Origin of the sequence: Bartonella jaculi, from assembly GCF_039543045.1 — a bacterium.
Taxonomy (GTDB): Bacteria; Pseudomonadota; Alphaproteobacteria; order Rhizobiales; family Rhizobiaceae; genus Bartonella; species Bartonella jaculi.
In genome coordinates this window covers 1-19,043 of record NZ_BAABIZ010000007.1, presented here as the reverse complement: position 1 = coordinate 19,043, position 19,043 = coordinate 1, and the positions used below count along the sequence as shown (strand labels likewise).

Genomic DNA, 19,043 nt, shown 5'->3' with positions numbered 1-19,043 from the left:
TTATATCTCATCTTCATTATGTGCACCAGAAGACTCTGGCATCATTCCATTACGCAAGCCCGTGATAACCACATCGCCTTCCTTCAGTCCTGAAACGATCTCTGCCATCACCTTGTTATTAAGCCCAACGACCACCTCTTTTTCCACCACCTTGTCTTGCCCCTCCAAAACAGAAACCCATGCTTTATGCTCTTTTGTCTCATCACGCAAAGCATCACTTGGAATCAACAAGACATTTTGAGCACGACCTAAGATAATATGGACTTGCGCAGTCATATAAGTGCGCAGAAAATTGTCCGCATTATCAACATGTAGAATTCCATTGTAATAGATAGCCGACGATATTAAAGCACTAGAACCACCTACCATACCAGGATTAATACTCACATCAGCACGAATTGCTTCAGGAGCCGGTTCTACCTTTTCTAAAATGCCTTCATAACGACGCTGAGAATTACCTAGAACTGTAAAATAAAGAGGTTGTCCAGCCTGAACTTTAAGAACATCAGCTTCTGAGATTTGCGCCTTGATCGTCATCTTTGATAAATCACCCAAAATAACAATTGTTGGCGCCGACTGAACCGCATTGACATTTTGCCCTTCTTCCACAACTGTTGCCAAAACCGTTCCCGCTGAAGGGGCAGTGATGCGTGTATAACCTAAATTGACCTCTGCACTCTCCACATCAATTTGTGCTTGCACAATCTGCTGACGAAGTTGTTCAATTTGCGCCTCGCGTATTTTTACCTGTGTTGCAGCCTCATCGAGGTTCGCCCGTGAAACCGCACGTGTTTCGATCATTTTTTTCTGACGCACTAAATTTTTCTGTGCAAGATCGAGATAAGCTTCTTGTTCTACCAAACTCGCATAATAATGCGATAATGCTGCTTTTTTTCTTTTTAAATCATTTTCCTGATCTGTAGGATCAATTTCTGCCAAGAGATCGCCTTCTTTCACAACACTCCCAGGGGAAACGCGCATTGACACCACACGCCCTGTTGCGCGCGCACCAACAGCCACCAACCGATAAGGACGCACAAGACCAGAAGCCAAAACACTTTCCTCGATATCACCCCGTTTTACCACCGCTGTCATATAATCCGGCGATGATGTTCCCCAGAAAACAGAACGCAACCATAACCACAAGAAAATAAGGAATATAGCGGTTAAAAAGAAGGAAAGTTTTTTGTGTTTTATAATGAAATTTTTGATTAAACTTTTTTTCATTGCCCTACCTTCATATGCGAACGGGGTGCACCATCAACTATTTCAGGGTGGGATACATCAACAACGCCATCCCAACCACCCCCCAATGCTTTCATCAGTGCAATATATTGAGTAACTAAGGAAATGCGGCTATCTTTAAGTGCCATTTGTGAAGAATAATAAGAACGATCAGCGTTTAACAATTCAAGGAAACTGGTATTTCCATTTTCAAAAAGGCTCCTTGAAAGCTTTAAAGAATGCAAAGAAGCTGCATTTGCAATGACAAGTTTTTCTAGGCGCTGACGTTCTTTAGTCAATTTCACGAGCGCATTTTCTACATCTTCTAGAGCTCCTAACACAGCAGCCCGATAAGCAATAAAAGCTTGATCACGCTGCGCACGTGCTACCGTAACAGAAGCAGCCAGTTGTCCCCCGTTAAAGAAGGGAAAACGAAGACCAGGTCCAAAAGACCATCCAATTGTCGAGTTTTTCCACAATTGACCAATTTCGGTTGCCGCTGTTGAAATATTACCTGTCAAAGTAATGGATGGATAACGCTCTGCTTCACGCTGACCAATTCGCGCTGTGGCTTGCGCATATTGACGCTCTGCCCGTCGTAAATCCGGACGTGTTAACAAAATATCAGCAGGAATTCCTGCTGGTATCGGCCAATGTGGTTGCGGGATTTTTGCCCGTCTAGCGTCTTTTTGCAAAAGATCCTTCAAAGCTGTAGGCACACGACCAGTTAAGACAGAAAGACGATGAATACCCATTGCCAAATTGGCTTCCATCTGTGATATATCCGCTTCGGTATTGGCCATTTGCGCTCGTGCATTTGAAACATCAAGCTCAGCAACATCACCAGCTGTTAATCTAGCACGCATCAATTCATATGTTTTACGCTGTGATGCAGCAACTTGCCGCACAATCAACAGCTTTTGTTGCCAACCGCGCACTTGAACATAATTTGTTGCCACATCTCCCAACAGCGTGACCATTGTAGCACGCATATCTTCCACGGCGGCTTCAAGACCATAACGTGCGGCTTCAACGCCTCGTTTATGCCCACCAAAAAGATCAAGCTCCCAACTTGCATCAAAACCACCACGGTATTGCGTTAAAGAAGTATCAGATTGCCCAGAACTACGGGTTCCGGAAATTGAATTGGATACATTTGGCAAAAGAGATCCCACGGCTTGCCCTAAACCAGCGCGCGCTTCGCGAATTCGTGCTTTAGCAACGGCAACATCATTATTTCCAGAAATCGCATAATTTATTAACAGATTTAAAACAGGATCATTCAAACGCCGCCACCATCCTGCAAGCGTAACCGAATCCCCAGATATTTGTGTAGATTTCTGTCCCCAAACTACTGGTACATGAAAAGATGTTTTCTGATAATTAGGACCAACCATACATCCTGAAAGACTAAAAAAACATAAAAGAGCACTATAAAATAAGTTTTTCGAAGTAATACACTTTAAATTTCTGATATGCATCCACTCTCCTACATATTTTCAGAATCAATTTATTAATATTTTATTTACTAAATACTTATTTCAAATTCAGCATGAAAAATCAAATACAGTTTGTACTGGAACGTGATCTGACGGCTGCTCCCATCCCCGTGCGTCACGAAAAATCGAAAGATCAGCAACAAAAGGCGCTAAATCTGGAGAAGACCAAATATGATCGAGCCGCCGCCCACGGTCAGCAAGAGCCCAATCGCGTGCACGATAACTCCACCATGTGTAAAGCTTGGCAGGAACAGGAAAATGCCTACGCACCAGATCCACCCACCCACCTTGACAGCATAAAGCTTGTAAACGGTCGGTTTCAATTGGGGTGTGGCTTACAACCTTCAACAATTGCTGGTGAGACCAAACATCCTCTGGCAAAGGAGCAATATTCAAATCACCCACTAAAAGAGAAGAGAGTCCATCTCCCTGATCTGCTGGGATAGAAGACATTTCTTCTAAAAAATCAAGTTTATGTCGAAATTTTTCATTCACATCAGCATCAGGCACATCACCGCCAGCAGGAACATAGAAATTATGAATTCGCATGTTTTTGCCACAAGTTTCAACGATAACTGAAATATAACGACAGTCTTCCTTTTGACAAAAGAAGCGCTTTTCAACGCTCTTAAAAGGCACACGCGAAACAATCGCCACACCGTTGTAAGATTTTTGTCCACTCAATGCGATATACTGATACCCCGCTGCTTCAAAAGCTTCACATGGAAAGCAAGCATCTGGACATTTTGTCTCCTGTAGACACAAAACATCTGTGGAAAAGAGCTCTAAATATTGAAAAACCTGTGCAAGACGCAAACGAATAGAGTTAATATTCCAAGTTGCAATACGAAAAAACATTCGTTTCAATCTCCATAACGCAACACCACATTATTTTTTCGAAGGAAGTGTAAACATTCCATCAGCAAATCTCACGCCTGTCCGCACATTCATGATTTGAACAGTTGTTTCCAAATTCTGTTGATCAACAATTGTCCATTGCCGTAGAGTATAATTTTTAGAATCAAAAACCATCCTTATCTGTCCTGCCCCAATGCTTTTATCCTGCAAAACGATTGTCACTGCCCCCGGATCTTCACGAAATGCCAATAAACGCCCTGATGATACATCAATTTTATCATCTAACATAAACTTCATCGGGGTCTGAGAAAGTTGTGAGAAGTTCCAAGTATTCAGAGCGCGATTGTTAATGCCCACAAATTGACCATCTGCAATAATCTGTAAGGGTATTTTTTTGTAAATAAAACGAATTTTCCCTGGACGCTCTAAATAAAATGTCCCCTGAGACATTTTTCCCTTTGGACTAAACTGAATGAAATCACCTGTCATTGTTTTAATTGCTGTAAAGCGATTGGCGACATTTTGCGCCTGTGTCACTTTACTATATGATTGCGAAAAAGCAGGAAACGTTAAGCAACAAAAGACAATGATTCCAACAAATCCAAAGCATCTTCTCTTAAAGATTCTTTTTTGTGGTAAAAAAAACGTTTTCATAAAAGCTCCAAAGCAGTACAGTTTTACCTTACAATAAAGTAGCAAACACTGAATAAATACCCTCCTTTACAAAAGAAAGATATTGTTTGAAAAAACTATCAAGAGCTTTTTATTTCAAAAGCGTTCTTCTTCAGCAGACACCAAAACCTCACGTTTACTCACATAATTCGCTGGACTAATAATCCCCTCTTTTTCCATACGCTCAATCAGTGAAGCAGCGCGATTATATCCAATACCTAAACGGCGCTGAATATAAGAGGTCGAAGCTTGACGATCACGAAGAACAACAGCAACAACTTGACTATAGGAATCATCTTCTGAAGGTATGGTAAAAGAAACACCTTCCGTATTCCCTGCGATATCTTGCGTAAGAGTTTCCAAATAATCAGTCTCTGCTTGCGCTTGCGCAGACACTAAAACCTCACATTTTCCCGCATGATTTGCTGAATTAACAATGCTTTCTTCTTCTATATATTCAAGGGGCAAAATAGCACTGTTATAGCCAATGCTCAACAAGAAAATTAAATACCTACAAACAATGATTTCAGTTAATATCGTTGCTTTTTTAGTGGTAAAAAACGCTTTTATAAAAACGGTTCCAATTATTTATATATTCATTTAAGATAAACAGAAATGATGAATTCATAGAATTCTTTAAAATCTATTGTTTAAAAAAACTATCAAGAGCTTTTTATTTCAAAAGCGTTCTTCTTCAGCAGGCACCAAAATCTCGCGTTTTCCCGCATGATTTGCTGGACTAATGATCCCCTCTTCTTCCATACGCTCAATCAGTGAAGCAGCACGGTTATAGCCAATGCCTAAACGGCGCTGAATATAAGAGGTCGAAGCCTTACGATCACGAAGAACCACAGCAACAGCTTGACTATATGGGTCATCTTCTGAAGGCGCGTTAAAAGAAACATCTTCCGTATTCTCTGCAATCTCTTGGGTAATGGTTTCCAAATAATCAGGCCGTGCTTGTGCTTTAAGATGCGCCACAACTTGCTCCACTTCATCATCGGCTACAAAGGGTCCGTGAACACGCTGAATACGCCCACCTCCCATCATGAAGAGCATATCTCCTTGTCCCAACAATTGCTCGGCTCCCTGCTCACCAAGAATTGTTCGGCTATCAATTTTTGAACTCACAGAAAAAGAAATGCGTGTAGGGAAATTGGCTTTAATCGTTCCAGTAATCACATCTACCGAAGGACGCTGTGTAGCCATAATTACATGGATACCGGCAGCGCGTGCCATTTGCGCTAAGCGTTGAACCGCTCCTTCAATGTCTTTGCCAGCCACCATCATCAAGTCAGCCATTTCATCAATAATGACAACAATGTAGGGCATAGGACTAAAATCAAGTGTTTCCGTTTCATAAAGGGGCTCACCGGTCTCACAATCAAATCCAACTTGAATTGTACGCACCATTGTTTCTCCCTGACTTCCTGCTTCCCTAAGACGTGCATTAAATCCATCAATATTGCGGACGCCAAGTTTTGACATTTTACTGTAGCGCTCTTCCATTTCACGAACAGCCCATTTAAGCGCAATCACAGCTTTTTTAGGATCTGTTACCACGGGTGTTAACAAATGTGGAATGCCATCATAAACTGAAAGTTCAAGCATTTTTGGATCCACCATAATGAGACGGCATTTCTCAGGTGTCATCCGATAAAGAAGCGATAAAATCATCGTATTAATGGCAACAGATTTTCCTGATCCTGTTGTACCTGCTACCAAAAGATGCGGCATTTTTGCTAAATCCGCGATAACCGCTTCACCACCTATTGTCTTGCCTAAAGCAAGTCCTAGTTTTGCTTTACTGTCAATAAACTCTTGCGCCTGCAACATTTCCCGTAAATAAACCATTTCACGCTTTGCATTAGGCAATTCTATTCCAATCACATTGCGCCCTGGAACCACAGCAACACGAGCTGAAATCGCACGCATAGAGCGTGCAATATCATCTGCCAGACCAATGATACGGGAAGACTTAATGCCGGCAGCCGGTTCAAATTCATACAAAGTCACTACCGGACCAGGACGCGCATCAATAATTTGCCCCTTGACTCCAAAATCTAACAAAATACCCTCAAGTTCCTGAGAATTTGCTCTTAAGACTGAAGGAGAAAGTTTTTCATCCCTCGCGGTTGGTGGAGAAACCGAAAGATAATCCAAAAGTGGAAGAAGAAAACCACCATTTGAAGAAGCTGTTAAAGGCTTGAAAACACGGCTTTTTCGGGGAGAATCGGGTGCCTTGCCTTGAGATCCTTCACATTTTGTTTTTTCATCAAAAAAAACTGGTTCAATACGATCAAAGGGTTTTTTTTGTTTTTTAGATTGTTTTTTGAAAGAGAAAAGGTGAAAAAAACGCGCTTGTAAAAAATAAAAAAGATGTAAAACAGCACCAAAAGCTGTGGTAAAAAAGCCGTGCTGTATTTCCTCTGTGGCAGCTTCTGTCTCTTCTGACACATCGAAGACTTGATCCATGATTTGGTTTTTCTGAGCATTTTTCGCTTTTCTTTTATTTATCTGGCGCCGCCACACTACATTGCCAGCAAAAGCAGCCATGAGAAAACCTAAAACGATAAGAGCAACGCCCAAGAACATATTCTGAAAAGAAGAGAGAGGGAAAGGGAAGATTAAAGAAGCGATACTTAAAACTTTATCACCCAAAACGCCTCCCAAGCCCATCGGCAATGGCCAATGCGTAAAAGATGCAACAGGTGTCATAAGAGCAAAAGCAACCAAAAAACAAATCGTTGAGACTAACCACAAGAAAAAGCGAAAGATCAAATTGTGGATATTTTTTTGTGCCAGCAAAAGAAACGACCAAAATAATGGCGGCAACAAAACACCAAGACTTGCTAAACCAAAAAATTGCATAAAAAAATCTGAGAAAATTGCCCCTGGCCATCCCATAAAATTTGTAATCTCACTTGTACTTGCATGCGTTAATGAGGGATCTGCAACATTCCAAGTTGCCAAAGCAAAAACGCAAAAAACAATGAAACCCAAAAGTCCAAGCCCAATAAAGACACCAATCTGGCGTAAAAACATTCCAATGAGCCGCGAACCTTGAAAATTTCGCGCTTCTAATGAATCATAAGGGGAAGAACTCTGGTGCATCCATTAATTCCAAATACAAAACTTTCATATTAAAAAGTTATAAAATTATGACAGCAAAATATTAATACAGTTTTAACCATCACAATCATCCCCCCCCTTATAATATCGTATAAAAAGTGATATGAAAGAAAGATACCCTTTTCGTCTAAGAGCGAACAACCTGCGAACAATGGAAAGAGCGTTGTGTATTCTGATCTCAATAAAGGTGTAAAATCCAATAAAAATATAAGCTCTCATAAAAACATAAAACAATGCGATCTCCTCATTGCAGGCGGTGGAATTGTTGGTCTGACGCTAGCAGTAGCACTCAAACAAGCTGCCCCTGATCTGAAAATCAATATCGTTGATGCTGCTCCTCGAGAGGATACGCCTGTTTCCAATATACGAGCACTAGCTCTTGCTGCTGCTTCTATTCGTATGTTGAAACAATTACAATGTTGGGGACATATAAAACCCTATGCCCAACCTATTCATTCCATGATCATCACAGATGCATACACAAATGATCCTGTCAAACCAACGCTTTTAACCTTTGAAGGAGATGTTACCCCCAATGAACCCTTTGCCGCTATAGTGGAACATAAAGAGCTCATCAGTGTTTTAAAAAAGCGTGCAAAAGATCTAAGCATCCCTGTCCTCGCAAATACGCGTGTTGTTGATTTTCATCAAGAAGAGCAATACACAACTGTCACTTTAAGCAATAAAAAAATTTGGCAAACAAAGTTGCTCATTGCAGCTGACGGAGCACATTCAAAATTACGCGAAAAAGCAGGACTTAAAAACTCTTTTCATCCCTATAAACAAACAGCAATCATCTGCACGATTGAACATGAAAAACCTCATCACGGCCAAGCAATTCAACATTTCTTACCTGCTGGCCCTTTCGCTCTTCTCCCTCTCAAAGGCAATCGATCTGCCATTGTATGGAATGAAGACCATAAAACTGCACAATATTACCTCAATGCTGATGCTCTTATTTTTGAAACGGAACTCGAAAAACGCATTGGTCATCGACTTGGAAAACTCACGTGGAATGGCAAACGCCAAGCTTTTCCCTTGCGCCTCTCTTTAACACGTCAATGCATTAAACCGCGTTTTGCACTCATTGGCGATGCTGCACATACAATCCATCCCATTGCAGGACAAGGACTTAACTTAGGGTTACGCGACAGCGCTGCACTCGCCGAAGTCATTATTGAAACAGCGCGCTTGGGTCTTGATATTGGATCCCTCACTGCTTTAGAGCGCTATCAAAGCTGGAGACGGTTTGAAATTGTACGTATGGCCTTGAGCAATGACTGGCTTAACCAACTCTTTTCCAATGACAACCTTCTGTTGCGAATACTCCGCGATGCTGGCCTTGGAATTGTCAATCAAACACCAAAAATAAAAAAATATTTCATTCAAGAAGCTTCCGGACTCACCCCTAATGCCCCACGTCTGCTACACGGCTTCCCACTCTAAAAAAATAAGCACAAAATTGCACTATCACATTTTTTGCAATCTATGAACGAGACTCGTTTTTACTAAGATAACCCACTTTGTTCATTTTCAAAGTACCAAAATTTTTCTAGAGTTTATCACAATACGATAATAAAGTTGTCTACAATCGACACCATCACAAGAGTTGATGAATCATTCATGTAATACATTGATTTATGATAATAATTTATCTTTTTTGCAACTTGAATGAGAAACCTGAATATCGCAAGATTCTCTCATTTCCAATCTATTCATGATGAATCAAACAAAACCATTCACGAGCGCCGTTGTGGAATGGGCTTGGGTGCCTTAAGAAAGGTTTCTTTAAAACAAGCCCGAACTCGCAATACAATGGTGTTCTATTTTGCATGTAATCCCCCCTTCTACCACTCTCTTAAAAAAACAGACAAACCGGAAGAGAGTTTCTCCTTTCAGCCTTCACGCACGCTTTAAATTGACCCACATCATCAATTTTAGTGAGAAACATAACACCACCTATCACAAATACTCTATCAAAACAAAAGTGCTCTAATCAACACCAATTACAGAAAAATGAAATTTTTCAAGACATTCTCATCTATGCTAGATAAATGGTAAGACACACAAGCTAACATCTGATAGACAGTCCCCCTCCAGAAAGATATTGGAGTAAAATTCATAAAAGCATTCAACTGCTGCTCTATAGAGCAGCATTTCAGCGCCATAAGGATATATATGCCAAAAGCACAGTTCTTATGAAAGAACACATTCGCGCTTCATATGGGCTTTATTCAACCACCCAAACGACCAATTTCATTTTCAATGAGAGCATCCAATAAACGTTTAAGACCCTTTTTACGATAATTCATCCCTGATTCCAAATCAGAGATGAGTTCATAAATCCAGCCTTGGCTTGCTCCATAAAGCTTGAAAACCTGTTTTTGTCGTTCTAAATCGTCTTTTTGATCATTGCTCGATACACGAACACGAGTATACACAATGGTTTTTCTTTGAGACAGTTCTCTCGAACGAAAAAGCTCAAGTCTCAGCTTGGAAAGGTCATAACAGCAGTAACATCCTGCCGTATGTTCAGAAATAATTTCGCCTTCACCTTTGCAACGGCGTAGGGTGCAGATCGAAACACCCAAAACTTGAGCTGCCTTTACCTATCCCAACAACTCTATCCATGATAAGATTACAAAGATATAGATAGATTACAAGTAAACTGCTAAAGCCCCAACATTTTAACGCATTAGCCTTATATCTTAATGCATCATATTGCAGAAAAAACACATGTTTATCTCTCGAGATCCTCACACCTTACAAATTATGTTACTTCTAGTTCTTCAAGCGCATAACCATTTTCCAACCATTCTTTAATCCATTTAGGTTTACGTCCACGTCCATTCCATAGTTCCCATTGGTTATTGGGATTTCTATAATGACGCTCTTTGCTCACAAGATCAGCGATATTAATTCCATGTGCACTAGCAATTTCAAGAATTTTCCTCCGAGCATTCTGCTTCTCCTTTGCTTGCCGCCTTTTCAATTCTGCATCGATTTGGATCCGCATCTCTTGTAGCTCATCAAGATTCATATTTTTGAGATTATTCACTTTAATACTCCCCTTGCAAAAAAGAATTGCACTTCGCCATATTTTAAACACAATTATAGACAATTTTTGCCTATTTGTTATCGAAATTAAGATTACGATGAATATATCACTTTCACGGAGTTGTGCTTTGAACCAAGAAAGATTGTTTATTTGTGCCTCAGTTACCACTGCCGTATCCTTTTTCAGTTCGATTGCTGAAATTGGTAATCTGGGTATGAAGACGCTATTGCGTCTCTCTGATGCCCATAAAGCAGCAGTCGAAAGTGAATATAAATCGCCATTTTATAAATTATGGCAAACTTTGACAAAGGACAAGCCCTCTACGCATAACAATAAAAAGCACTTTTATATACAATCGATTTCTGTTCCATATCAGCCATACAAAAAAAGACTGGAACGTGCAGAAAATTATATTACACAACCAACCGCAATGAAGCGGCAGGAATGTCTATGGTTTAGATGCCCTTCCTCTTTTTATAACCTCAATGATTATAATATCAGCTGGCGTGATATATTCTATTTTGTCTCGCATATTTGTGCCGTTAAGCGCATATTGATATGTATCAAAAGCGTTTTCAGAAACAACAAAATCCATCGTTACAAGAAACAAGATTTTGGGCTGTGCGGTCTCATTCTACGAATCTACAGCAATACAGCGTGGTATTTAGAAAATCCGTACAGTATTGACGATTCTATCGATAAAACTGCTGATCAGGTGTATTGCCAATGACTGTTTCAAGTTTCATGATACTCGCTGCTGCATACGCACACGCTATTCGCCCCACGACGCTTTCAGCTGTCGTCATGCCAGAATCATGCAGTCATATCTATGCAATAGGCTTCAAGGATAATTACAAACTCTCACATCAACCTTTCATGTTAAAAGAGGACGTTGCAACAACCAAACAACTTAAACAGAATGGTCATAATTTTGACATGGGTTTAGGGCAAATCAACGCCCGAAACTTGGAATGGTTTAGCATGTCTCTTTCTAACTTATTTTATCCCTGCAAAAATCTCAAAGCTATGCAAACTGCTTTAGTATGCTGTTATGAACATTGTTATGAACATGCTGTGTCGAAAAATAGCTCTGAACAAACTACACTGCAAACTGCACTAAGCTATTATGACACAGCAGACTTCAAGAATGGTTCTGCCAACGCCTATGAACAAAAAGTTGCCTCACATGTTGGAGCAAAAACTTCTGCGCGTTTAGATCAAGAATCACAGAAATCTGTAGGATTTCATACGGAAGAAGCAGAACAGACAATGAAAACAGAAGCTCTTTCTACCGTCTCGGAAGAGTTGCCAGATGCATTTACACAGAAGGCAAGTAGTGCTCGTGATGCTTTTACAGCAGCAAATGCCTCTTCTTTGGAAGAGAGTGATAATGGATTAGAACTGCAATTTTGATAGGATACAATGATGAACAGTAGATAAAAGAATATTAAAGCTCTAATTAGTAAGATTGGATAGAATCTATTCTAATCGAGGGCTAAAATAATGAAAATGATAGAGCAAAACAGTGTTGACACAGCATTTAACCAAAAAGCAGCACGTGAAATTACAATTGTGATGCGTTCAGAAAGAGAATGGTATTTTACATTTATTGCAGATGATCCAGTAACTGGCAAACCAAACGAATACACCCTCCTTACACAGAGAGGGAAACTGAGAACTTGGGCTGATCCCAAATATCTTTTTAAATTTCTTCATACGCGAGGTGTTACCTATGGTAATTTTAAACTTAATCAAGAGGGGAAACATGAAACGATCCGATATGCTTCAAACAGTAGTTCGTAATAAAATCACCACAACTGTTGCGGCTATGGCCGTATTTCTCATGGCGCATCCTGTTTATGCTCAAGCGCAAAAATTAGACAATGCAAAAAATGCTTTAGACAAATTCAAAACTGAATTAATTGGGATTATTCCTATAGCTGCTGCCGTTATACTTTTGGGTTTAGCAATTGGTTATGCAGGGCGCTATATCGAAAAAGATACGTTTGTACGGTGGGCAATTGGCGTCATTATCGCAGGCTCAGCAACCGAGATTGTTACAATGTTATTTACAGCAAAGGCATGAGAGATCCTGTTTGTTCGTAGGGAGTTCTGAATCTCAGTAATTTCACGTATATCAATGACAAAGTTAGTTCTGTTGTTAAAAAAGACCATTTATAACAACTTCAGTCTTAGATTAGGATAAAAAATATGAAACAATCCAATATGTTTCAGACAGTAGTTCGTAATAAAATCACCGCAACTATTGCAACTATGACCGTATTTTTTATAGCGCACCCTGTCTATGCCCAAGCACAACAAAGCGGTTTGGGTAAAGCAAAAACTGCTTTAGATGCATTTAAGGCTCAGCTGGATATAATTATTCCTATAGCTGCTGCCATTATACTTTTGGGTTTAGCAATTGGTTATGCGGGGCGCTATATCGAAAAAGATACATTTGTACGGTGGGCAATCGGCGTCATTATCGCAGGCTCAGCAAGCGAAATTGTTGCAATGTTGTTTACAAAGGCATGAAATGTCTCTTTTATTCGAAAAGAAATACCGGCTTCAACAGTATTTTGAGGAAGAATGGGGATGTATTTGTACTGCAGGAAAAAGAGCTATTAATGCTAACTTCAATCTTAATTAGGGTAAATAACATGAGACAATCAAGTGTTTCTCAGTCGAGGATTAACAGTAAAATCATCGCAGCTGTTACAGTTATAACCGTACTTCTTATTGAGTATCCCGTCCATGCTCAAGCGCAAAATTTGACTAAAGCAAAAGATGCGTTAGAAGCATTTAAAGTCCAACTGAATGTAATTATCCCCATAGCCGCCGCGGTCATCCTTTTATGCTTAGCAATTGGTTATGCGGGGCGCTATATAGAAAAGGACACATTTGTACGGTGGGCAATCGGTGTTGTCATTGCTGGATCAGCAGTCGAAATTGCCAACATGTTATTCAAAACAGCATAACGAAAATGAAGCATGAAACTATCTCATGTAAATGTTTCTTTGCATTTAAGGAGAGAGCTGAATTTCAGTAATTTCATGCATATCAATGAAAGTGTTTCTTCTACGGTAGAAAAAGGAGCTATTCGTGCCAACTGTAATTTCAATTAAGACAAAGAATGTGAAACAAAATAATCTTCCATCAGAGAAAAATAATAATAAGATTATGGCAATTATCGCAGCTATAACTTTATTTTTTATGTCTCATCCTGCATATGCCGAACTAAAGCACGCCAAAGAAGCTTTAGAAAAATTACGGGATGATCTTATTGCAAACATCATCCCTATTGCCGCTGCGGTTATCCTTCTGTGCTTAGCAATTGGCTATGCGGGGCGCTACATTGAAAAAGATACATTTGTACGGTGGGCAATTGGCGTTGTCATCGCTGGCTCAGCAACTCAACTTGCTACAATGTTGTTTAAACCAGTAGCTGGATAACACAAAATGTTTTTTCAGAAGCGAGACCTATGTTCACCAGTCGTAGACGTATAAATAAAAACCTCGCTTGTACCACAAAAAAAGAAATGTCATTTATAAATAGAAAGAATAAAATATGAAGCGATTAATTAACCTCCTATCAAAAAATAAAAATAGAATTATTACAACTACCGCAGCTGTAACGTTTTTTTTTATAACTCATCCTGCATATGCCAAATTAGAGAATGCTAAAAAAGCTTTAGAAAGTCTGCAGAATGACCTTACCGAAAAAATTATCCCTATAGCTGCTGCTGTTATACTTCTGTGCTTAGCAATTGGCTATGCAGGGCGCTACATTGAAAAAGATACATTCGTGCGTTGGGCAATCGGCGTTGTCATCGCTGGCTCAGCAACTCAACTTGCTACAATGTTGTTTAAACCACAATGAATTATATTGTAAAACAATATGAAGCAAAGCGTTCTTTTTCGAAGGTAGCACCTATCCATTAATTGTAGATACGCGAGTGATAATCTTCACTTATGCTGAAAAGTGAAAAATGTTGTTTAAAAATCTAAAAAGAGTGGACTTATGAAGCGATTAATTAACCTCCCATCAAAAAATAAAAATGGAATTATCGCAATTACTGCAGCTATGACTGTTCTTTTTGTAGCTCATCCTGCATATGCCCAACTGGCTAATGCTAAAAAAGCTTTAGAAAACCTGCGGAACGACCTTATCGGCAACATTATCCCCATAGCCGCCGCGGTCATCCTTTTGTGCTTAGCAATTGGTTATGCTGGACGCTACATCGAAAAAGATACATTCGTGCGGTGGGCAATTGGCGTGGTTATCGCTGGATCGGCAATTCAACTCACCACGATGTTGTTCTCTCCTAATTAAAGCCAATTATAAAACCAGTATGATACAAGATGTTTCTTTTGTAAAAAGTGAGGTTTGTATGCGTCAGGTGTAAACAGATCAGTGATAATTTTACTTATGCTGCAAGGGAAGGAGCTTCTTTACAGCAACTTCAGTTATAGTGAGGGTTAAAACATGAAACAATCAAATGCTCTTCAGACAAAAATGAACAGTAAAAGTAGAGAAAGCATAGCTGTTTTTTCTACTTTGATCATCTTTTTAGCAACTCAACCTGCAAATGCTCAATCGACAACCAAAAGCATAGATGTTTTTATAGGCATGCAATATGGGCTAAGTTTGGTTATTCCTATTGCTGGCGCTATCATTTTTTTATTTCTACTTCTGATTTATCTGTTTCGCATCATCTCAAAAGCTACATTCATACGATGGTCGTTCAGTGTCATCATGGCAGGTGCAGCATTTTATCTGAGTAGTATATTGTTTTACATTACTTAATCGGAGCAGCCCGTGAAACCACAAAAACATGAAGCATTTCCTTTATTTAAAGGAGCAACTCGCGTTCCAACAATTTGGGGTGTGCCGATGATGCCACTCATTATTATGGTTATAGGTGTTGCTTCTGTTGCTATGACAGTAAATATCTTTTTGTGGATAATTGCACCGCCACTATGGTTCATTATGGCGCAAATCACCAAGAATGATGATAAAGCATTTCGTATCTGGTGGTTGTGGATCGATACCAAATTTCGTAACCGCAATAAGGCCTTTTGGGGCGCATCAAGTTACAGTCCCTCTAACTACCGCAAAAGGAGATAAACATGACGGCTGTTGAAAGCAGTAAACGTCTCGCATCAGAAACGCCAGTAAGTCTGTTCATACCCTACTCACACCACATTACAGATACGATTATTTCTACTAAAAATGCAGAATATCTATCGGTCTGGAAGATTGATGGGCGTTCACATCAAAGTGCTTCACAAGAGGATATTTTCCAATGGACAAAAGAGCTAAACAATACTCTACGTGGTATTGCATCGGCTAATTTATCGCTATGGACCCATATCGTGCGCCGGCGCGTTTATGAATATCCCAATTCAACATTTGATCAAATGTTTTGCTATCAACTTGATGAAAAATATAGACAAAGTTTTACTGGTTATAACCTAATGGTCAATGATCTGTATCTGACGATTGTTTTCCAACCGATAGCCGATAAGGTTATGTCATTCTTTTCTCAGCATGAACGCGAAACGCTCGATCAAAAAAAAATGCGGCAAGAATCATGTATCAAAGCGCTCAATGACATCAATAGCACTTTAGGTCAATCATTGAAACGTTACGGTGCGGAACTTCTTGGTGCTTATGAAAAAAATGGGCATGCCTATTCTTCTGCTCTTGAATTTCTCGGAATGCTTGTCAACGGCGAATACCGGCCCATGCCAATATGCCATGATCGTTTTGCGGACTATATGTCTATCAATCGACCTTTTTTCTCGAAATGGGGTGCAGTGGGTGAGCTACGTACGACTGCTGGAACACGCCGTTTTGGGATGTTAGAAATTAAGGAATACGACACGACAACCAAACCAGGGCAACTTAATGTTTTACTGGAAAGCGATTTCGAATTCATCTTAACACAAAGTTTTTCTATACTCTCGCGACATGCTGCCAAGGATTATTTGCAGAGACATCAGCGTAATCTTATCGACGCACGCGATGTGGCAACGAGTCAAATTGAACAAATTGATGAAGCTCTCAACCAGCTTGTAAGTGGGCATTTTGTCATGGGGGAACATCATTGCACACTAACACTCTACGGGGATACAATTCAACAAGTTCGCGATTATATGGCAAAAGCGAGTGCAGCATTGCTAGACGTTGCAGTATTGCCAAAACCTGTAGATTTAGCCATAGAAGCTGGTTATTGGGCGCAGCTTCCTGCAAATTGGAAATGGCGACCACGTCCAGCACCAATTACATCACTGAATTTTTTGTCATTCTCATCCTTTCATAATTTTATGTCAGGTAAGCCGACTGGAAATCCATGGGGACCCGCAGTTACAATTCTCAAAACAACCAGTAAAACGCCGCTTTATTTCAATTTTCATGCTTCCAGACTTGAAGAAGATTCAACAGACAAGCGTCTCCTTGGTAACACTGCAATCATCGGACAGTCTGGTTCTGGTAAAACAGTGCTACTCGGGTTTCTATTAACGCAAGCACAAAAGTTCAAGCCAACGACCGTTGTTTTTGATAAAGATCGTGGTATGGAAATTGTTATTCGGGCGATGGGGGGAGAATATTTATCATTTAAAGCTGGTAAGCAAAGTGGTTTTAACCCATTCCAGCTCCCTCCTACACAAGAAAACCTAATTTTTCTAAAACAGTTTGTTAAAAAGTTAGCAGAAGCTGGTGGCGAAGTCACACACCGCGACGAAGAAGAAATTAACCAAGCCGTCATGTCTGTTATGAGTAGCAATATTGACAGATCTCTGCGTCGCTTGTCTTTTCTGGTACAATTTTTACCGAATCCGCATTTAAGTGATTATAATGCACGCCCATCAGTTCACGCTCGTTTGATAAAATGGTGTGAAGGTGGTGATTATGGATGGTTATTTGATAATCCTAAAGATGCACTTGATCTTTCGACACACCAAATTTACGGCTTTGATATTACCGAATTCTTAGATAACCCAGAGACTCGTACTCCGGTGATGATGTATTTGCTTTATCGAACGGAGGGAATGATTAGCGGTCAACGCTTTATGTATATTTTTGATGAGTTCTGGAAACCCTTGCAGGACCCGTATTTTGAGGATTTGGCAAAGAATAAACAAAAAACGATTCGTAAACAGAATGGTATTTTTGTTTACGCTACACAAGAGCCAAGTGATGCCTTAGAAAGTAATATAGCCAAGACGCTTATTCAGCAGTGCGCAACTTACATTTTTCTAGCCAATCCTAAAGCGAATTACGAAGATTATACACAAGGGTTCAAACTAACAGATGCTGAATTTGAGCTGATTAAAGGACTTGGTGAATTTAGCCGCCAGTTCCTCATCAAGCAGGGTGACCAATCCGCACTCGCAGAGCTAAATCTCGGCAAATTTCCTATGACAGCCGATGGAAAAACCATCGAGCGTGATTTTAGTGACGAACTCTTGGTATTATCAGGTACACCTGACAACGCAGAATTAGCGGAAAGCATTATCAGTAAAGTAGGCGATGATCCGGCAGTGTGGTTACCAATTTTTTTACAACATGTAAAAACTGATAGGAGGGAAACATGAAAAAACAAATTATTTCAATAGTAGTAATGGCAATTTTAGGAACAACAAATGTAACAGTAGCATCATCCTGGTATTGGGGCTGGACACCAAGCTCAATAAATTGGGTTTCAAAAAAAACATCGGAACAACCCAAAAAATCTCCTCCACAACAAACGGAGCTTTTAGAGTTAATAAAAAAAATGCATGATTCTATAACAGAAAACCGAGAACTTGGCACGAAATCAAAGAATTACGACAGTTTTTTTCTTAAAAATCCAGCAACAATCTACAATAAAAATAAAGATAAAAATAAAGATCTTGATATATCGGCTTCAGTTGAGAAAATTTTACAAGAAGAAGAAGTTTCTAATTCGATCAATGAGGCACGTAAATCTATCGAAGCACGCAGCCAGTATGCAATGGCAGCCGATAAAGCTCTAAGTTTGCACGCTTTTCAGCAGACAGATGATCGCAGTAAGGAAATTCTATCACTGAAGGATAACATCAACAAAACGAAAGATTTGAAAGGTATTGCCGAATTGCAAGCGTACATTAAAAGTGAATTAGCCATGATTCAAAATGAAACTGTAAAATTGCAATTGGTTGCGCATTTACGCAATGCGGAACGAGAGCTTATCAGCCAAAAAAAATATAAACGCAATATGAAAATTCTTAACAGTGAAAATAAAGGAATGCCAACTATACGATCTATACGATGAAAAGTATTAAATAATTCTTCCTATGCCGTCAATTCTTTTTACCTTCGCTTTCGAGAAAAGCCAACCACATAAGTTTGAGTATTCTCTCAACGTACTAAAGAAACAGACAAGAATTTAATCCACCCCAATCCCAATGAAAAATGCTGGGGTGAATTATGTAAATGCAAATAAAGCATACAACACGCACCCATGTTGCAAGATAATGGAAAAGTGAAAATTCATTAAAGAGGAATGCCATGAGCTTCACAATGTTTACGCAACTGTTCAATCACATTGATAATGCAACAGAAACATATGTCA

General features: G+C 39.7%; 20 protein-coding genes and 2 pseudogenes. 14 read left to right on the top strand and 8 right to left on the bottom strand.

The annotated features are described in order from the left end of the window. From ABD915_RS04435 to ABD915_RS04410, 6 genes and pseudogenes are all read right to left on the bottom strand, one after another. Window positions 1-1,227: an efflux RND transporter periplasmic adaptor subunit gene (locus tag ABD915_RS04435; RefSeq protein ID WP_345115706.1), complete on the bottom strand. Its 1,227-nt coding sequence runs from the start codon at window positions 1,225-1,227 to the stop codon at window positions 1-3. Beyond that, a complete protein-coding gene (locus tag ABD915_RS04430) occupies window positions 1,224-2,705 on the bottom strand; it encodes an efflux transporter outer membrane subunit (RefSeq protein WP_345115702.1) in 1,482 nt (493 codons plus the stop codon). The genes ABD915_RS04435 and ABD915_RS04430 overlap by 4 nt, the downstream gene beginning before the upstream one ends. Window positions 2,706-2,771: 66 nt before the next feature. Then, window positions 2,772-3,581, bottom strand: a complete 810-nt coding sequence (locus tag ABD915_RS04425) for an exodeoxyribonuclease III (protein ID WP_345115842.1) — start codon at window positions 3,579-3,581, stop codon at window positions 2,772-2,774. A 30-nt stretch (window positions 3,582-3,611) separates the two neighbouring features. Then, entirely contained in the window at window positions 3,612-4,235 is a 624-nt protein-coding gene (locus ABD915_RS04420) for a LolA family protein (RefSeq protein WP_345115699.1), read from the bottom strand. Between the two features lie 114 nt (window positions 4,236-4,349). Next, window positions 4,350-4,640 (bottom strand): annotated as a pseudogene (locus tag ABD915_RS04415) (DNA translocase FtsK); the annotation flags it as partial. Between the two features lie 291 nt (window positions 4,641-4,931). Then, on the bottom strand, window positions 4,932-7,367 hold the full coding sequence (locus ABD915_RS04410) for a DNA translocase FtsK (RefSeq protein WP_345115697.1): 2,436 nt from the start codon (window positions 7,365-7,367) through the stop codon (window positions 4,932-4,934). 183 nt (window positions 7,368-7,550) lie between these two features. On the opposite strand from ABD915_RS04410, the gene ABD915_RS04405 reads away from it, so the two are divergent. Further along, a complete protein-coding gene (locus ABD915_RS04405; RefSeq protein ID WP_345115695.1) occupies window positions 7,551-8,831 on the top strand; it encodes a ubiquinone biosynthesis hydroxylase in 1,281 nt (426 codons plus the stop codon). 797 nt (window positions 8,832-9,628) lie between these two features. Here ABD915_RS04405 and ABD915_RS04400 read toward each other — a convergent pair. Both ABD915_RS04400 and ABD915_RS04395 read right to left on the bottom strand, forming a co-directional pair. Beyond that, window positions 9,629-10,016 (bottom strand): annotated as a pseudogene (locus tag ABD915_RS04400) (recombinase family protein); the annotation flags it as partial. Window positions 10,017-10,155: 139 nt separating this feature from the next. Continuing rightward, window positions 10,156-10,443, bottom strand: a complete 288-nt coding sequence (locus ABD915_RS04395) for an H-NS histone family protein (protein WP_345115691.1) — start codon at window positions 10,441-10,443, stop codon at window positions 10,156-10,158. A gap of 127 nt (window positions 10,444-10,570) precedes the next feature. Here ABD915_RS04395 and ABD915_RS04390 point away from each other — a divergent pair, with 127 nt between their 5' ends. The 13 genes from ABD915_RS04390 to ABD915_RS04330 all read left to right on the top strand — a co-directional run bounded on the left by ABD915_RS04390 (window position 10,571) and on the right by ABD915_RS04330 (window position 18,743). Further along, window positions 10,571-11,173, top strand: coding sequence for a hypothetical protein (locus ABD915_RS04390; protein ID WP_345115689.1), 603 nt, complete (start codon window positions 10,571-10,573; stop codon window positions 11,171-11,173). Further along, entirely contained in the window at window positions 11,170-11,856 is a 687-nt protein-coding gene (locus tag ABD915_RS04385; RefSeq protein ID WP_345115686.1) for a lytic transglycosylase domain-containing protein, read from the top strand. The genes ABD915_RS04390 and ABD915_RS04385 overlap by 4 nt, the downstream gene beginning before the upstream one ends. A gap of 90 nt (window positions 11,857-11,946) precedes the next feature. Next, window positions 11,947-12,246, top strand: a complete 300-nt coding sequence (korA, locus tag ABD915_RS04380; protein WP_345115683.1) for a KorA family transcriptional regulator — start codon at window positions 11,947-11,949, stop codon at window positions 12,244-12,246. Further along, window positions 12,209-12,529: a VirB2 family type IV secretion system major pilin TrwL gene (gene trwL / locus ABD915_RS04375; RefSeq protein ID WP_345115681.1), complete on the top strand. Its 321-nt coding sequence runs from the start codon at window positions 12,209-12,211 to the stop codon at window positions 12,527-12,529. The genes korA and trwL (ABD915_RS04375) overlap by 38 nt, the downstream gene beginning before the upstream one ends. Before the next feature lie 125 nt (window positions 12,530-12,654). Then, the gene (trwL, locus tag ABD915_RS04370) at window positions 12,655-12,978 is read left to right on the top strand and encodes a VirB2 family type IV secretion system major pilin TrwL (RefSeq protein ID WP_345115677.1); all 324 of its coding nucleotides are present in this window, start codon (window positions 12,655-12,657) and stop codon (window positions 12,976-12,978) included. Window positions 12,979-13,103: 125 nt separating this feature from the next. Continuing rightward, window positions 13,104-13,421 carry a VirB2 family type IV secretion system major pilin TrwL gene (gene trwL, locus ABD915_RS04365; protein WP_345115674.1) on the top strand — a complete coding sequence of 106 codons (318 nt, stop codon included), beginning with the start codon at window positions 13,104-13,106 and terminating at the stop codon, window positions 13,419-13,421. A gap of 157 nt (window positions 13,422-13,578) precedes the next feature. Continuing rightward, window positions 13,579-13,896, top strand: coding sequence for a VirB2 family type IV secretion system major pilin TrwL (gene trwL / locus ABD915_RS04360; protein ID WP_345115839.1), 318 nt, complete (start codon window positions 13,579-13,581; stop codon window positions 13,894-13,896). 115 nt (window positions 13,897-14,011) lie between these two features. After that, on the top strand, window positions 14,012-14,323 hold the full coding sequence (gene trwL, locus ABD915_RS04355; protein WP_345115670.1) for a VirB2 family type IV secretion system major pilin TrwL: 312 nt from the start codon (window positions 14,012-14,014) through the stop codon (window positions 14,321-14,323). A gap of 141 nt (window positions 14,324-14,464) precedes the next feature. Further along, on the top strand, window positions 14,465-14,776 hold the full coding sequence (gene trwL, locus ABD915_RS04350; RefSeq protein WP_345115667.1) for a VirB2 family type IV secretion system major pilin TrwL: 312 nt from the start codon (window positions 14,465-14,467) through the stop codon (window positions 14,774-14,776). A 153-nt stretch (window positions 14,777-14,929) separates the two neighbouring features. Next, entirely contained in the window at window positions 14,930-15,250 is a 321-nt protein-coding gene (locus ABD915_RS04345; RefSeq protein ID WP_345115664.1) for a conjugal transfer protein, read from the top strand. A 12-nt stretch (window positions 15,251-15,262) separates the two neighbouring features. Then, window positions 15,263-15,571 carry a VirB3 family type IV secretion system protein gene (locus ABD915_RS04340; RefSeq protein WP_345115661.1) on the top strand — a complete coding sequence of 103 codons (309 nt, stop codon included), beginning with the start codon at window positions 15,263-15,265 and terminating at the stop codon, window positions 15,569-15,571. 2 nt (window positions 15,572-15,573) lie between these two features. Further along, complete coding sequence (locus ABD915_RS04335) at window positions 15,574-18,045, top strand: VirB4 family type IV secretion/conjugal transfer ATPase (RefSeq protein WP_345115658.1); 2,472 nt, start codon at window positions 15,574-15,576, stop codon at window positions 18,043-18,045. Further along, complete coding sequence (locus tag ABD915_RS04330) at window positions 18,042-18,743, top strand: TrbJ/VirB5 family protein (protein ID WP_345115655.1); 702 nt, start codon at window positions 18,042-18,044, stop codon at window positions 18,741-18,743. Before ABD915_RS04335 ends, ABD915_RS04330 begins: the two co-directional genes overlap by 4 nt. Window positions 18,744-19,043: the final 300 nt, after the last annotated feature.

Excerpts from the sequence above, each read along its gene's own strand:
- ABD915_RS04435 (WP_345115706.1), bottom strand. The coding sequence starts at position 1,227 with ATGAAAAAAAGTTTAATCAAAAATTTCATTATAAAACACAAAAAACTT.
- ABD915_RS04430 (WP_345115702.1), bottom strand. The coding sequence starts at position 2,705 with ATGCATATCAGAAATTTAAAGTGTATTACTTCGAAAAACTTATTTTAT.
- ABD915_RS04425 (WP_345115842.1), bottom strand. The coding sequence starts at position 3,581 with ATGTTTTTTCGTATTGCAACTTGGAATATTAACTCTATTCGTTTGCGT.
- ABD915_RS04420 (WP_345115699.1), bottom strand. The coding sequence starts at position 4,235 with ATGAAAACGTTTTTTTTACCACAAAAAAGAATCTTTAAGAGAAGATGC.
- ABD915_RS04410 (WP_345115697.1), bottom strand. The coding sequence starts at position 7,367 with ATGCACCAGAGTTCTTCCCCTTATGATTCATTAGAAGCGCGAAATTTT.
- ABD915_RS04385 (WP_345115686.1), top strand. The coding sequence starts at position 11,170 with ATGACTGTTTCAAGTTTCATGATACTCGCTGCTGCATACGCACACGCT.
- korA (WP_345115683.1), top strand. The coding sequence starts at position 11,947 with ATGAAAATGATAGAGCAAAACAGTGTTGACACAGCATTTAACCAAAAA.
- trwL (WP_345115681.1), top strand. The coding sequence starts at position 12,209 with ATGAAACGATCCGATATGCTTCAAACAGTAGTTCGTAATAAAATCACC.
- trwL (WP_345115677.1), top strand. The coding sequence starts at position 12,655 with ATGAAACAATCCAATATGTTTCAGACAGTAGTTCGTAATAAAATCACC.
- trwL (WP_345115674.1), top strand. The coding sequence starts at position 13,104 with ATGAGACAATCAAGTGTTTCTCAGTCGAGGATTAACAGTAAAATCATC.
- trwL (WP_345115670.1), top strand. The coding sequence starts at position 14,012 with ATGAAGCGATTAATTAACCTCCTATCAAAAAATAAAAATAGAATTATT.
- trwL (WP_345115667.1), top strand. The coding sequence starts at position 14,465 with ATGAAGCGATTAATTAACCTCCCATCAAAAAATAAAAATGGAATTATC.
- ABD915_RS04345 (WP_345115664.1), top strand. The coding sequence starts at position 14,930 with ATGAAACAATCAAATGCTCTTCAGACAAAAATGAACAGTAAAAGTAGA.
- ABD915_RS04335 (WP_345115658.1), top strand. The coding sequence starts at position 15,574 with ATGACGGCTGTTGAAAGCAGTAAACGTCTCGCATCAGAAACGCCAGTA.
- ABD915_RS04330 (WP_345115655.1), top strand. The coding sequence starts at position 18,042 with ATGAAAAAACAAATTATTTCAATAGTAGTAATGGCAATTTTAGGAACA.